Origin of the sequence: Aquabacterium sp. (assembly GCF_035476535.1) — a bacterium.
Taxonomy (GTDB): domain Bacteria; phylum Pseudomonadota; class Gammaproteobacteria; order Burkholderiales; family Burkholderiaceae_C; genus Pseudaquabacterium.
This window is the reverse complement of sequence record NZ_DATILJ010000102.1, coordinates 1-14,419: the sequence shown is the minus strand read 5'-3', so window position 1 is coordinate 14,419 and position 14,419 is coordinate 1. Positions and strand designations below refer to the sequence as shown.

14 protein-coding genes are annotated in these 14,419 nt (G+C 69.9%); 12 read left to right on the top strand and 2 right to left on the bottom strand.

Features of this window, described 5'->3' with window-relative positions; translation table 11 throughout:
- From VLK61_RS10495 to VLK61_RS10480, 4 genes are all read left to right on the top strand, one after another.
- The coding region (locus VLK61_RS10495; RefSeq protein WP_325420886.1) for an L-threonylcarbamoyladenylate synthase at window positions 1-864 on the top strand (864 nt) is incomplete at its 5' end.
- Between the two features lie 35 nt (window positions 865-899).
- Complete coding sequence (locus tag VLK61_RS10490) at window positions 900-1,895, top strand: SGNH/GDSL hydrolase family protein (RefSeq protein ID WP_325420885.1); 996 nt, start codon at window positions 900-902, stop codon at window positions 1,893-1,895.
- A 157-nt stretch (window positions 1,896-2,052) separates the two neighbouring features.
- Window positions 2,053-3,237, top strand: coding sequence for an SGNH/GDSL hydrolase family protein (locus tag VLK61_RS10485; protein WP_325420884.1), 1,185 nt, complete (start codon window positions 2,053-2,055; stop codon window positions 3,235-3,237).
- A 25-nt stretch (window positions 3,238-3,262) separates the two neighbouring features.
- Window positions 3,263-3,901 (top strand): OmpW/AlkL family protein, encoded by a 639-nt coding sequence (locus VLK61_RS10480; protein ID WP_325420883.1) that lies wholly within the window; start codon window positions 3,263-3,265, stop codon window positions 3,899-3,901.
- Between the two features lie 76 nt (window positions 3,902-3,977).
- Here VLK61_RS10480 and dacB read toward each other — a convergent pair whose 3' ends face one another.
- A complete protein-coding gene (gene dacB, locus VLK61_RS10475; protein WP_325420882.1) occupies window positions 3,978-5,357 on the bottom strand; it encodes a D-alanyl-D-alanine carboxypeptidase/D-alanyl-D-alanine endopeptidase in 1,380 nt (459 codons plus the stop codon).
- 75 nt (window positions 5,358-5,432) lie between these two features.
- Between dacB and tsaB the strand changes: the two genes are divergently transcribed.
- The 4 genes from tsaB (at window position 5,433) to VLK61_RS10455 (ending at window position 9,353) form a co-directional block, all read left to right on the top strand.
- Complete coding sequence (gene tsaB / locus VLK61_RS10470) at window positions 5,433-6,161, top strand: tRNA (adenosine(37)-N6)-threonylcarbamoyltransferase complex dimerization subunit type 1 TsaB (RefSeq protein ID WP_325420881.1); 729 nt, start codon at window positions 5,433-5,435, stop codon at window positions 6,159-6,161.
- A complete protein-coding gene (gene rimI / locus VLK61_RS10465; protein WP_325420880.1) occupies window positions 6,158-6,652 on the top strand; it encodes a ribosomal protein S18-alanine N-acetyltransferase in 495 nt (164 codons plus the stop codon). The genes tsaB and rimI overlap by 4 nt, the downstream gene beginning before the upstream one ends.
- A gap of 259 nt (window positions 6,653-6,911) precedes the next feature.
- Entirely contained in the window at window positions 6,912-7,538 is a 627-nt protein-coding gene (locus VLK61_RS10460; protein WP_325420879.1) for a uracil-DNA glycosylase, read from the top strand.
- 123 nt (window positions 7,539-7,661) lie between these two features.
- Entirely contained in the window at window positions 7,662-9,353 is a 1,692-nt protein-coding gene (locus tag VLK61_RS10455; protein ID WP_325420878.1) for a diguanylate cyclase domain-containing protein, read from the top strand.
- A gap of 31 nt (window positions 9,354-9,384) precedes the next feature.
- Here VLK61_RS10455 and glmU read toward each other — a convergent pair whose 3' ends face one another.
- Window positions 9,385-10,776: a bifunctional UDP-N-acetylglucosamine diphosphorylase/glucosamine-1-phosphate N-acetyltransferase GlmU gene (gene glmU, locus VLK61_RS10450; RefSeq protein WP_325420876.1), complete on the bottom strand. Its 1,392-nt coding sequence runs from the start codon at window positions 10,774-10,776 to the stop codon at window positions 9,385-9,387.
- A gap of 79 nt (window positions 10,777-10,855) precedes the next feature.
- Between glmU and VLK61_RS10445 the strand changes: the two genes are divergently transcribed.
- The 4 genes from VLK61_RS10445 to VLK61_RS10430 form a co-directional block, all read left to right on the top strand.
- The gene (locus tag VLK61_RS10445; RefSeq protein ID WP_325420875.1) at window positions 10,856-11,644 is read left to right on the top strand and encodes a DUF6279 family lipoprotein; all 789 of its coding nucleotides are present in this window, start codon (window positions 10,856-10,858) and stop codon (window positions 11,642-11,644) included.
- 127 nt (window positions 11,645-11,771) lie between these two features.
- Window positions 11,772-12,242 (top strand): hypothetical protein, encoded by a 471-nt coding sequence (locus tag VLK61_RS10440; RefSeq protein WP_325420874.1) that lies wholly within the window; start codon window positions 11,772-11,774, stop codon window positions 12,240-12,242.
- Window positions 12,239-13,138, top strand: coding sequence for a tetratricopeptide repeat protein (locus VLK61_RS10435; RefSeq protein WP_325420872.1), 900 nt, complete (start codon window positions 12,239-12,241; stop codon window positions 13,136-13,138). Before VLK61_RS10440 ends, VLK61_RS10435 begins: the two co-directional genes overlap by 4 nt.
- 31 nt (window positions 13,139-13,169) lie before the next feature.
- Window positions 13,170-14,419 (top strand): ATP-binding protein (locus VLK61_RS10430; RefSeq protein WP_325420870.1); only part of this gene is annotated, 1,250 nt, incomplete at its 3' end.

The following is a 14,419-nucleotide window of genomic DNA, read 5'->3' as shown; positions in this document are numbered from 1 at the left end:
GCGGCCGTGGCCGGTATCTTCGCCGCCAAGGGCCGGCCGCCGGACCATCCGCTGATCGTGCATGTGGTGGACTGGATCGCCGCGCAGCGCTTCGCGATCGACCTGAACATCCATGCCCAACGCCTGATCGCGAGCTTCTGGCCGGGCCCGGTGACCTTGATCGTGCCGCGCAAGCCGGGCATCGCCACGGCCGCTGCCGGGGGCCAGCCGACCATCGGGCTGCGCTGCCCGGCGCATCCGGTCGCGCAGGCGCTGCTGCAGCGTGCCGCCGCGCTGGGCGTGCCCGGCATCGCAGCGCCCAGCGCCAACCGCTTCGGCCGTGTCAGCCCGACCCAGGCCGCGCATGTGCTGGCCGAGTTCGGCGAAGCGATGCCGGTGCTCGACGGCGGCGACTGTGCGCTGGGTATCGAGTCGAGCATCATCGATTGTTCGCGCGAGCTGCCGGTGCTGCTGCGGCCCGGTGTGCTGACGCGCGCGCAGATCGAAGCCACCCTCGGCGAGCCGCTGCAGGACCGTGACGCCGCGGCGCCCCGGGCCTCCGGCGACATGGCCTCGCACTACGCCCCGCGGGCCCGCGTGCGCCTGTTCGACGCCGCATCGCTGCGGGCGGCACTTCACGCGGCAGAAACATCCGCCGGCGGGCTGGCGGTATATTCCCGCACCTGCCCCGAAGGCAGCGCAGGCGCCGGCAGCGCACGCTGGCGCCAACTGCCCGATGAGCCCGCAACGGCAGCGCGCGAGTTGTTTGCGCTGCTGCGCGAATGGGATGCCGCCGGCGTGCGGGAAATCTGGATCGAGCAGCCGCCGGATGCCGCCGAATGGGAAGGCGTGCGTGACCGCCTGCGGCGCGCCGCAGCAGCCTGAACCCGGCCTGAACCCAAGTTTTGAGTGGAAACGACATGACTGTGTTGAATGATGTGCGCCGCCGCCGCGGCTGGCTCGCCGGACTCTCGATGGCGCTGGCCGTGGCCGGGCTGTTGGCCGCCTGTGGTGGGGGCACTTCGCAAGTGGATCCGTTCAAGCCCGGCCGCGTGATTGCGCTGGGCGACGAGAGCAGCGTGATCGTCAACGACGGTGCCAACAATGGCCGCAAGTACATCGTGAACGGGCTGGACACCAGCGCCGTCCGCGATTGCAGGCTGCTGCCGAACTGGGTGCAGTCGGTGTCCGACCACTACGGTTTCGTCTTCGCCGAGTGCAACAAGGACGCGGCCGCACCGAGAGCCTTCATGCGAGCCAAGGTCGGCGCCAAGGTCGACGACCCGACGCTGGGCATGGCACAGCAGATCGCCGAGCAGATCGCCAGCGGCGATGGCTTCAAGTCGAATGACCTGGTCACGATCCTGATCGGACAGAACGACTTGATCGAATTGTCCGAACGGGTGCAGGCCGGCAGCATGACGGCCGCCGATGCGTCCGGCGAGGCCAAGCGCCGCGGCACGCAACTGGCGCAGCGCGTCAACACCATCCTCGGCTTCGGCGCCAAGGGCCTGGTCGTGACGGTGCCCGACATGGGCCTGAGCCCCTATGCGATCACGCTGAACAAGACCTCGCCGGGTGCCGCTGCGCTGTTGTCCAGCCTCAGCTACGACTTCAATGCCGCGCTGCGCACGGAGATCGACCAGACCCGCTTCGATGGCCGCAACTATGGGCTGGTATTGGCGGACGACACGGTGCAGTCGATCGCCAAGTTCCCCGGCTCCTACGGCTACACCAACGTGGTGGACGCGGTGTGCCTGGTGGCTGCGCCCAACTGCACGACGGCCGCGGCCGACCTGGTGAGCGGCGCGACGCTGGACAGCTACATGTGGTCCACCGACCGGCAACTGAGCCCCTCGCTGCATTCGCGCATCGGCTCGCAGGCGCTGACGCGCGCGCTGAATAACCCGTTCTAGACCACGCCGCCTACTTTGGGCGGCACCCCTAAGCAAGTTGCGGGAAAGCCCGCTGCAGCGCCGGATGGACCGCCCGTATAGTGCCTGTCGGAAAAACGAACGGTCGTTCGTTTCTTGACGACAGCAGCGGGCGAGGCGGCCCGCTTGGAGGGGTGAGATGAAGACATTCAGGATACTGGGCCTGTCGCTGATCACGGCGGCCTTGCTGGCCGCTTGCGGTGGCGGTGACCCCACCGTTCCGGGCAGCGGCACCACCACCGGCGCGCCGACCACCAAGGGCAGCTTCACGACCCTGGTGTCCTTCGGCGACAGCCTGAGCGACGTCGGCGCCTATGCCCCCGCCACTTCGATCGCCGGCAACGGCAGCGCGCCCTACCTGGGCGGCAAGTTCACCACCAACAGCGCCACCGGCACGGTGTGGGTCGAGAACCTGGCGGCTCAAGTGGGCGTGGCGGTCACGCCCGCCGAAGTGGGCTTTGCCGGGCAATCGGTGAAGTGCCCGGCCGCCGCGGTGAGCAGCACGCTGGCCAGCACCTGCACCGGTTATGGCCAGGGTGGCTCCCGCGTCACCGACCCCAACGGCATTGGCCATGCCGGCGGCGCGCTGACGGTGCCGGTGGTCACGCAGATCGCCAACCATCTGGCGCGCTTCTCCAGCTTCAAGGACAGCGACCTGATCCTCATCTGGGCCGGCAGCAACGACGTCTTCGCCCAGTTCGGCGCCTTCACCGCCAAGGCCGCGCAGATCCAGGCCGATGCCCTTGCCGGCAAGCTCACGGCCGACCAGGCGCAGCTGGCGCTGTTCAACGCGCAGACCGCGGCGCAGACCGAGATGAAGAATGCGGCACAGGACCTTGCGCGTTATGTGCGCGAGCAGATCCTCGCCAAGGGCGGCAAGTACGTGGCGGTGATGAACCTCGCCGACATCGTCGACACGCCCTTCGGCAGCACCCTGCCGGCCTCGGTGCGCCCGGTGCTGACCGACCTGTCGCTGATCTTCAACCTGTGGCTGCGCGACGGCCTGACCAACCAGCCGGTGCAGATCGTCGACAGCTTCGCGATCCTGAAGGAGTCCTACCAGAACCCGGCCAAGTACGGCTTCGTCAACAACACCGTGCCGGCCTGCGACGGCACGAAGATCGCTGCCCTCACCGGCGGCAGGGTCACCGACGGCAGTTCGCTGTTCTGCAACACGACGGCGGGTGTTCCCTTCAATGCGCTGCGCACCGGCGCCGACGTCACCACCTGGGCCTTTGCCGATGGTGTGCACCCGAGCACCGGCGGACACAAGGCCTTGAGCGACGCGTTCCATGCCCAGCTCAAGAGTTTCGGCTGGCTGTGATCCGCACCGCAACGAGGAGAACATCATGAGAAACAAGGTTCAAGGGCTCGCGGCTGCGGTCGGTCTGGCGCTGCTCTGCACGATGGCGCAGGCGCAGGAGAACACCATCAAGATCGGCGTGACGCGCTACGACACGCATGCCAAGACCAGCGGCATCAGCGGCATCGGCGTGCCCGCGGGCGCCGATGCCGAGGTGGGTGATGCGACGACGGCGATCTTTGTCTACGAACGGCTGGTGTCGCCCAACTTCGGCATCGAGCTGGTGCTGGGTGTGCCGCCGAAGATCACGTCACGCGCCTCGGGCACCGTGGCTTTCCTGGGTGAAGTGCTGTCGGCGCGCAACGTGGCGCCGACGCTGCTGTTCAACTACCACTTCGGCCAGCCGGGCGATACGCTGCGCCCGTACCTCGGCGCCGGCATCAACTACACCCGCTTCGTCGACATCAAGTCCTCGCTGGCCAGCGATGTGCAGATGAGCGATTCGGTCGGCCTGGCGGTGCATGCCGGCATCGACTACGCGCTGAACAAGCAGTGGGGCCTGTTCGCCAGCGTCTCGGCGCTGAAGGTCAAGAGCGACCTGGTGGCTTCTGGCAGCACGGTGCTGACGACGACGATCGACTTCAAGCCCATCGTCTATTCGATGGGCGCTTCCTATCGTTTCTGAGCTGGCGAGCCATCACAGCGGTTGATCCTTCGAGCGCCGCTGGCGGCGCTCGATGACCAGCTTCATCGCCAGATCGTCATGAGGATTGTTTGATCGCCCACTGCACCAGGGCGTCCAGGGCAGGGCGGGCCAATTCGGCCTGCGGGTGATTGATGATGCCGACGACGATGCGGCGGCGTCCGCCGGGTCCCAGCACCAGGCCGGCGACCGCGGCCACGTCCTTCAGCGAGCCGGTCTTCAGGTGCGCCCGTCCAACGCCGCCGCGGCTGCGCCGCGCCGTGCCGTCGACGCCGGCCACCGGCAGCGAGGCCAGCAACTCCGGCATCACCGGGCTGCGCCAAGCGGAATGCAACAACTGCGCCAGGCCTTCGGCACTGAGGCGGGTCTCGCGCGACAGGCCCGAACCGTTGTCTACCACCAGGCCCTCGGCACGCTCGCCCAGCTGCAGCTGCAGCCAGTCGCGCAGCACCGCGCGGGCGTTGTCGACGGTGCCGCTGCCGCGCCGCACCAGGCCCAGCGTCAGGAACAGCTGCTGGGCCATCGGGTTGTTGCTGTATTTGTTGATGTCGCGCACCACCTCGGCCAGCGCCGGCGAGCTGACTTCGAAACTGGGTGGCGTGGCCGGCGCCGGGCCATCGCGAACGCTGCCGGCCAGCGTGCCGCCGAGTTCGCGCCACAGCGCCTGCAGCAGGCGTGCGTTGTAGCTGGCCGGGTCGGCATAGGCCAGCGGCCAGCTGCGCTCGCCGCAACTGCCGGGGTAGCCGCCGGCGAAGCGCATGCGTTCGGCATCGCCCGGCGTGGCTTTCAGCGCGGCCCGCCAATCGTCGCAGGGACCGGGCAGCAGCGGCACGTGCGCATCGACCTGCAGACCTTGCAGCGCCGGTTCGGTGCCGACACGGGCCACGCCGCGCGCCGCATCGGGCGTGAAGGTGTAGACCACGGCCTTGTAGGACAGCAGCAGCGCATCCGGCCGCACGTTGTAGGGGCGCAGCGGCTCGCCGTCGAACTCGGCCGGCGAGCCGTCGGCGATGACGAAGGCGCTGCGGTCGAGCACGATGTCGCCGCGGATCTCGCGCACGCCCATCTGCTGCACCCGGCGCAACAGCAGCCACAGCCGCTCGATCACCAGTTTCGGGTCGCCCTGGCCCTTGATCACCAGGTTGCCTTCGAGCACGCCGTCGTGCAGCGCACCGGTCAGCCACACGGGCGTGCTCCAGGCATAGGCCGGCCCCAGCAGGTCCAGCGCCGCATAGGTGGTGGCCAGCTTGAACAGCGAGGCCGGGTTCACCGGGCGCTGCGCCTGCCAGCTCAGCAGCGCGGTGCCGGCGTCCACGTCCTGCACCACCGCGCTGAGGGCGCCGGCCGGCATCTGCGCGCGGCTCAAGGCGGCGCGCACCTCGGGCGGCAGGCCTGGGTCCATCGCGGCGGTGGGCAGCGCGCGGCAGCAGATCAACATGGCGGCCGCACAGCGGAACAAGCGGGGTCCAACAGGCATGCCGGCATGATGGCACGGCTACACTGACCGACCCCGATGGATCCCACCCTGCTCGCCCTCGATACCTCGACCGAAGCGATGGCGCTGGCCGTGCTGTCGCCGGCCGGCACCTGGCTGCGCAACGCGCCCGGGGGGGCGGCCGCGTCGGCCCAGCTGTTGCCGGCGGTGCTGGCGCTGCTGGCGGAGGCCGGCATCGCCTTGCAGCAGCTGGACGGCATCGCCTTTGGCCAGGGGCCGGGTGCGTTCACCGGTTTGCGCACTGCGTGCTCGGTGGCCCAGGGCCTGGCCTTCGGCATCGGCAAGCCGGTGCTGGCGATCGACAGCCTGCTGCTGGTGGCCGACGATGCCCAGGCCCAGCTGCCGACGCCGGACGAGGCGTCGCTGCTGTGGGTGGCGATGGATGCCCGCATGGACGAGATCTACGCCGGGGCCTATCGGTACCAGCGCGGCGCTTGGTCCGAACATCATGCGGCGGCGCTCTACACGCTGCCCGCGCTGGCCGCCTGCTGGGCGGCCGAACCGCCGGTGCGCGTTGCCGGCTCGGCGATCGCGGCCTTCGGTGCACGCTTGCCGCTCGGCGGCGCAAGCACCATCGCGCAGGAACAGAACCGTGCCGCCGCGCTGGCCCGGCTGGCGCGCCAGGGCTGGTTGGCGGGCCGCATGATCGACCCCGCACAGGCGCTGCCACAGTACCTGCGCGACAAGGTGGCGCTGACGACGGCCGAGCGCCAGGCGCAGCGCGCCGCTGCTGCGGGTAGCGCATGAATGCCTTGCTGCGCCCCGGCCTGCCCTGGCAGCGGCCGATGACGGTGAAGGACCTCGACGAGGTGCTGGCGATCGAAGTGGTGAGCTACAGCTTTCCGTGGACCCGCGGCAACTTCATCGACTCATTGGCCGCTGGTTATCTGGTCGAGTTGCGGCTGGACGCGCAGGGCGAGTGCCTGGGCTACAGCGTGGCGATGCCCGGTTTCGAAGAAATGCACCTGCTGAACCTGACCGTGGCGCCGCCGTTCCAGCGCCAGGGCCATGGCCGCGCAATGCTGGTGCAGCTGTGCGAACGCGCCCGCGCGCGCGGCGACCACAAGCTGTGGCTGGAGGTGCGGCAGAGCAATGACACGGCGCGCCGGCTGTACCGGCAGTTCGGCTTCGACGAGGTGGGTGGCCGCAAGAGCTACTACCCGGCGCCGCTGGGTCGGCGTGAGGACGCCGTGGTGATGAGCCTGGCCTTGACCGGAGCGGACGATGCGCTGGTCTGAGCGCCAGCAGGCGATGCTGCGGGAGATGGGCCTGCGCCTGTGGGCACCGGCCGGCGAGGCCGCAGGACCGGCATCCGCTACCACAGGGATGGCATTCGCGACCATGGGGCCAGCAGTCGCGGCCGGGGTCGAGCCGGCGAGCGCAGCGGTGACGGGTGCGGCACCGGCCGCAGAACCCCGGCAGAGCCCGGCAGCGCCGTCCGCCGCGGTGGTTCGCGGTCCGGTCGCCACGAGTCCGGCAGAGATGAGTCCAGTGGGCATGAGTCCGCCCGGCGCGAGCCCGGTCGCCACGCTGGACTGGCCCGCATTGCGCGAAGCCGTCGCCGGCTGCCGTGCCTGCAGCCTCTGCGAAAGCCGCACGCAAACCGTGTTCGGCGTCGGCCACGAGCGGGCGCACTGGATGATCGTCGGCGAGGCCCCGGGCGAGCAGGAAGACCTGCGCGGCGAGCCCTTCGTCGGTGCGGCCGGCCGGCTGCTCGACCGCATGCTGCTGGCGCTGGGGCTCACGCGCGGGCCAGGCGAAGCGGCGCAGCAGGTCTACATCGCCAATACGCTGAAGTGCCGGCCGCCGCGCAACCGCAACCCGGAGCCTGAAGAACTGCAGCGCTGCCAGCCCTTCCTGGAGCGCCAGGTGGAACTGGTGCAGCCCAAGGTCATCCTGGCGATGGGCCGCTTCGCCGTGCAATCGCTGCTGGCCAGCACCGAACCGGTGGGGCGGCTGCGGGGGCGGGTGCACCAGTGGCGCGGCCGGCCGCTGATCGTCACCTACCACCCGGCCTACCTGCTGCGCAACCCGGCCGACAAGGCGCGCGCCTGGGCCGACCTGTGCCTGGCCGCGCAAACTGCGGACCAGGCGGCGGAGCCGGTGCGGCCACCGTCGGCGTAAGGGCCGGCCAGCCCGCCCATGGGCATGCGGTCACGGATCCATGCACCGTGTGATCGGCATCACGTGCCGCCATGACCCGGCGGCTATGATCCCGCGTCCACTGCTTCAGCCCCCCACCGCATCGTGCAACCCGCAGACGGCCCCGCCCGCGCACTGGCTGCCGCCCCGCAAGGCTGGGACGTGCTGCCACTGCCCGCCATCGAACTGAGCTCGGACGCGCAGGCCCTGCAGGCCAATGGCGCGATGAGCGAACTCACCGGCCTGGCACCTGCGGCGCTGCTGGGCACCGGCTGGTTCGCCGCGCTGTCGCCGGACCGACGCGCGGCGCTGTTCTCGGCGCTGTCGGCGCAGCGTGATTTCGCGCTCGAGATCCGCCTGCTGCGCCACGACGGCGTGAAAGCCTGGGTCGATCTCAGCGCGCGCTGGTTGCCGCAGAGCGGCAGCTTCCTGTGTTTGCTGCAGGACCGCAGCGCGCTGCAGCTGGCGGTGCAGGACGCGCAGGCCGTGGCCGCGCGCTTCAACCTGCTGGCCGACAACGTGCCGGTGCTGATCGCCTACTACGACAGCGACACCTTTCGCTGTGTTTACGCCAACCGCCAGTACGCCGCGACCTTCGGGCTGAGTGCTGACGCGGTGATCGGCCGTACCTTCGCCGAGGTCATCGGCGCCGACGCGGCGCGCGAGATCCAGCCCAAGGTCGACCTGATGCTGAAGTCCCGCCGCACCGTGTCCTATGTGCGCGAGATGGCCGCCCGTCCCGGCCGCCCGCGCTGGATCGAGGTCAGTCTGGTGCCGCACCTGGCGGGTGAGGGCACGACGGTCGGCTGCTTCGTGCTGATCAGCGACATCACGCGCCACCGCGAGGCCGAGGCCGCGGTGCGCGACAGTGAAGAGCGCCTGGCCAAGTTCATGGCCGCCAGCGTCGAGGGCATCGCCTTTCACATCGACGGCGTGATCACCGATGTCAATGCGCCGATGGCCGCGCTGGTCGGCAGCACGCCCGAGGCGCTGATCGGCCGCCATGTCTTCGACTTCATCCCGCTGCAGCAGCAGGCGCGCGTGCAGCAGGTGATGGCGCAGGGCGCCGAGCTGGCCTACGAGACCGAGATCGTCGATCTGCAGGGCCGGACCATCCCGGTCGAATTCATCGTGCGCAGCCTGCAACGGGGCGACCAGAAACTGCGCATGACGGTGGTGCGCGACATCCGCGACCGCCACGCCGCGCAGGCCCGCATCCGCCAGCTGGCGCACCATGACACGCTGACCGGGCTGTACAACCGCGGTGCGTTCGTCGAGCTGCTGGAAGCCGCGCTGGCTCATCCGCCCATCGATGCCGCGACCGGCGCCGGTGGCCTGGCGCTACTGTTCATCGACCTCGACCGCTTCAAGCAGATCAACGATTCCCTCGGCCACCTGGCCGGTGATGCGCTGTTGCGCGCGCTGGGTGCGCGCATCGCCGAGGCGCTGCCGCCGCAGGGCGTGGCCGGGCGCTTCGGTGGCGACGAATTTGTGCTGTTGCTGTCCGGCGTGGCCGAACGCAGCGCGGTCTTTGAGTTCGCGCAGCGCCTGCGGCGCCTGATCGCCGAGCCGGTGCCCTTCGAGGGTCGCAGCCTGGCCGTGACGCCGACCATCGGCATCGCACTGGCGCCCGACGACGGCCGCGATGCCGACGCGCTGCTGCGCCGTGCTGATGTCGCGCTGTACGCCGGCAAGGCGGCCGGGCGCGACGCGGTGACCTTCTACGCGACGGCCCTGGATCGTCCGATCGACCAAGTGGCCGCTGTGCCGGCGGACGGCAGGCCGCTTGCTTCCTGAAAAGGCCGCTTGTTTCCTGGGTTAGGCCGGGTCAAGCCTTGGGCGCCTTGACCGGCCGCGTCCAGCCGGCCAGGCTGGCCTGGCGAGCGCGTGCCACCGTCAGCTGCTTCGGCGGCGTGTCGCTGCTGATCGTGCTGCCACCGCCGATGGTGCCGCCTTCGCCGATCGTCACCGGCGCGATCAGCACGCAGTTCGAGCCCACATGCACATCGTCGCCGATGACGGTGCGGTGTTTGTTGGCGCCGTCGTAGTTGGCGGTGATGCTGCCGGCGCCGTAGTTCACCCGCTCACCCACCGTGGCATCGCCCAGGTAGGCCAGGTGGTTGGCCTTGGCGCCCTTGGCCAGCGTGGAGTTCTTGACCTCGACGAAGTTGCCGATGTGCACCTCGTCGCCGAGCTCGGCGCCGGGCCGCAGCCGCGCATAGGGGCCGACCAGCGCGCCGGCGCCGACCTTGGCGCCTTCGATGTGGGTGAAGGGGTGGATCACCGCACCGTCGCCGATTTCGGCATCGCGGATCACGCAGTGCGCGCCGATGCGCACGCTGTCGCCCAGCACCACCTGGCCCTCGAAGACGCAGCCGATGTCGATCTCGCAGTCCTGCCCCGGCAGCAGTTCGCCGCGCAGGTCGAAGCGTGCCGGGTCGGCCAGCCGCACGCCGGCTTCCATCAGCGCTTCGGCCTGGCGGCGCTGCAGCCGGCGCTCCAGGTCGGCCAGCTGCAGCGGGCTGTTGACGCCCAGCACCTCGGTTTCGTCGCGCGCGTGGGTGGCCACCACCGGCACGCCCTGGTCCACCGCCATCGCGACGATGTCGGTCAGGTAGTACTCGCCCTGAGTGTTGTTGTTGCCCAGGGCCGTCACCCAGCGCTTCAGCAGCGCGGTGGGCGCGGCCATCATGCCGGTGTAGATCTCGCGGATCTCGCGCTGTGCCGGTGTGGCGTCCTTGTGCTCGACGATGCCCAGCACGCGCCCACCGAGCGCGTCGCCTGAACGCAGGATGCGACCGTAGCCCGTGGCGTCATCCAGCACGATGGTCAGCAGCGCCAGTTGTTTGCCGCCGCAGGCCTCGATCAGCGCGCGCGCGGTGCCGGCTTCGATCAGCGGCACGTCGCCGTTCAGGATCAGCGTGGTGCCGCCATCGCCCTGTTCCGTCGACAGCTGCGGCAGCGCCTGCTGCACCGCATGGCCGGTGCCCAGCTGCGGCATCTGGCGCACGCTGACGGCGTCGCTGCCGGCAATCGCCTGCTCCACCGCTTCGGCGCCGTGGCCGGTGATCACGATGGTGTGCGCGCGGCCGAGTTCTGCCGTCATATCCAGCACATGCTGCAGCAAAGGCCGGCCGGCCAGCCGATGCAACACTTTGGGCAGGCGGGACTTCATCCGGGTACCCTTGCCCGCTGCCATGATCACGATGTCGAGTGCCATGAGGTGGTGTTCTTTGCGCGTAGGAAGCTGGATTATCGCGACGCTGTTGCTGCTGTTATCGGGCTGCAGTGCCATTCGCTTGAGCTACAACCAGGCGCCGTTGCTGGCTTACTGGTGGCTGGACGGTTACGTCGACTTCAGCGCCGAGCAGGCGCCGCGGGTGCGGCAGGCGCTGGAGGAGTATGTCGCCTGGCACCGCAGCACCCAGCTGCCGGACTATGCCCAGCTGCTGCAGCGCTTGCAGCCGCTGGCGCAGGACAAGGTGACGGCGCAGCAGGTCTGCGCAGTGGCCGACGATCTGCAGCGCCGGCTGGAAGTGGCCTACGAGCAGGCCGTGCCGGCGATGGCCGAGATCGTGCGCAGTTTCGGCCCGGCGCAGATCGATCACCTGGCCAAGCGCTATGCCCGCAACAACGAGGAGACGCAGCGCGACTTCCTGCAGGCCGACCTGGCCGAACGGCGGGAGGCGACGCTCAAGCGCACCGTCGAGCGCGCCGAGACGATCTATGGCGCGCTGGACGAAGGCCAGCGCGCGCTGCTGGCGGCCGGGCTCGAGGTCTCGCCCTTCGATCCGCAGCGGTGGCTGGCCGAGCGTCGTGCGCGGCAGCAGGACATCCTGCGCACGCTGCGCCAGTTGCTGGCCGAGCATGCCGACGCCGGCACCGCGCAGGCTGCGCTGCGGGCCTTCGCGGCCCAGGCCGCGCGCTCGCCGCGCGCCGAGTACCGCCACTACCAACTGCGCCTGATCGAGGCCAATTGCGCCTTGACTGCGCAGCTGCACAACAGCACACGCTCGGCGCAGCGCCAGCATGCGGTGGACAAGCTCAAGGGCTGGGCTGAAGACGCCAAGGCGCTGATGCGGCCATGAGACTTGGCCGTGCAGAAATTGCGTTAGGAGCGGACGCTTCGCACCGCCGTTGCCGGCAGGCTGCGTGCTACATTGCGGCGCCGCGCCATGGCCGCGCGCCGCTGCCGTGGACTGCGCCTTCGACCTGATGTCCATCAACCACGATCTGCTGCAACCCAGCCTGCAACGCCAGGGGCTGGTCCGTGCGCCCTACAGCCAGTCGGCCGGCTTCATGTGTGCGTTTTTCGGCGGGCCGCCGGCGGCCTTGCTGATGGCGGGCCTGAACGCCTACCGCCTCGGCCGCTGGCCGCAGGACCTGCGCTGGCTGCTGCCGGCGACATTGCTGTGGCTGGGCTTCGAGTTCTGGCTGCTGCGCAGTGCCAGCGGCGCCGTGGCGGTGGATGCGGTGGCCGCCTGGCTGGGGCCTCGTGCGCCAGAGCTGATGCGCCGCGCGCTGGCGCTGGCCTGCTTTGCCGCCACCGCGCTGCTGCTGCACCGGCGTGAGCACCGCATGGCCGACCTGATGGGGCTGGACCGGCCCAGTGGCTGGGGCCCCGGCCTGGCGGTGATCGTCGTCGGCAACCTGGCCAGCTACCTGCTGTTGCGGGGGCTGGCATGAACGACCGGTTCGACGAATCACCGGCCGCGTCGAACCCCGCGATGGCCGCAGCCCAGGCCAGCGAACTGCTCGACCGCCGGCGATTCGCCCAGGCGCGTGCACTGCTGGCCGACGCGCTGCGCGACGAGCCGCAGCACCTGGACCTGCTGTTCGAGCTGGCCCGTGCCGACGTGCTGGAAGACCGCAACGACGCTGCCCGCGACACGCTGTCGCAGATGCTGCAGCTGGCGCCCTCGCACATCGGCGCGCGGCTGCTGATGTTCGTCGTCGAGATGGAGACCGGCCGGCTGCCCGAAGCGGAGATGTTGATCCTCGGCCTGCTGCGTGAAGCGCCGCAGCAGGGCGAGTTGTATGCGCATTACGCCCGCCTGATGCTGCGGGGCCTGAACTTCGACAAGGCCAGCCGCCTGGCCGACGAGGGCCTGCGCTTCGCGCCGAACCTGGACATCTGTCTGCGCGCCCGCGCGCTGTGCGATCTGGTGGTGCAGGGCCAGAACATCGACAGCACGGCGCTCGGCCGCCTGGTGGCCGGCGATCCGCACGACCTGCATACGCTGCGGCTGGTGGTGATTGCGCTGTTGCAGGCCGGCCGTGCGCGCGAGGCCCACCAACTGGCGCAGACATTGCTGCGCGCCGATCCGACGGATGCCAGCCTGCTGCAGATGGTGCAGGCCCTGCGCACCACCACCCACTGGAGCATGCTGCCGCTGTGGCCGCTGCAACGCTGGGGCTGGGCCGGCTCGATCGGCCTGTGGCTGCTGATGCTGGTGGGCCTGCGCGTGCTGGACCGCATGGCCCCGGCGTGGTCCGGCCCGGCCACGCTGCTGCTGCTGGCCTATGTCATCTACAGCTGGGTCTGGCCGCCGCTGTTCCGGCGCTGGGTGCAGCGCGATTGAGGCCGGTGCAAAGACGCGCCGCGAGACAACGATGAGTGACGCTGACGACCGTGCCACGCTCGAGCAGCAACTGCTGCGCGACCCCTTCAATGCCGCGCTTCGTGAGCGTTATGCCGAAGCCTTGCTGGCGGCGTGTGACTGGGATCCGGCGCTGACGCAGGCGCAGTTGCTGGCACAGCAGTTCGCCGGCCGCGCCGCCGGTGGTTTGCTGGCGGCCCGCGCGTTGCTGGGCCGTGGCGAGCGTGAAGCGGCGCTGCTGCGCTACACCCAGGCCCGCGCGCTGGAGGGCTTCGCGCCGGTCGATGCGCTGGAGGCGCTGGTCGCCCAGGCACAAACCGCCACGGACGCACCGTCGCCCAAGGCCGGCGGTGCGCGGCTGCAACTGGTGGGTGCGCCGGCCGCCGCCGAAGTGCGGGCGATCCAGCAGGTGCCGGAAGAGAAGGTGCGCTTCTCCAGCATCGTCGGCATGGAGGACCTGAAGAAGACCATCCGGCTGAAGATCATCGAGCCCTACCTGAACCCGGGGTTGTTTGCGCGCTTCCGCATGGGTTCGGGCGGCGGGCTGCTGCTGTACGGCGCGCCGGGCTGCGGCAAGACCATGCTGGCGCGCGCGGTGGCCAACGAGTGCAATGCCGGCTTCGTCTCGGTGGGCATCTCCGATGTGCTGAACATGTACCTGGGCGAGAGCGAGCGCAACCTCGCCGCGATGTTCGACAAGGCGCGCAGCCAGGCGCCCTGCGTACTGTTCTTCGACGAGCTCGATGCGCTGGCCTATGCGCGATCGAAGGCGCAGAGCAGCAGCACGCGCACGGTGGTCAACGAGTTCCTGTCGCAGCTGGACGGCATCGGCCGCGAGAACCGCGGCGTGCTGGTGCTGGCCGCCACCAACATGCCCTGGGATGTGGATGGCGCAATGAAACGGCCCGGCCGCTTCACGCGCCAGATCTTCGTGCCGCCGCCCGACGCCGCGGCGCGTGCCGAGATGCTGCGCATCAAGCTCACCGGCGTGCCGGCCGAGCCCGACCTGAAGCTCGACGGCATCGCCGCACGGGCCGAACACTACTCTGGCGCCGACATCGACGGGCTGATCGACCTGGCCAAGGAGTCGGCGCTGGCCGACAGCCTCAGCGGCACCGAGCGCGGCTTGAGCGCCGCCGACTTCGACGACGCGCTGCGCCAGATGCAGCCGTCGACGCTGGACTGGCTGCGCACCGTGCGCAATGTCGTCAAGTACGCCGGCGACGATGGCAGCTACAAGGATGTCGAGCAGTACCTGAAGCG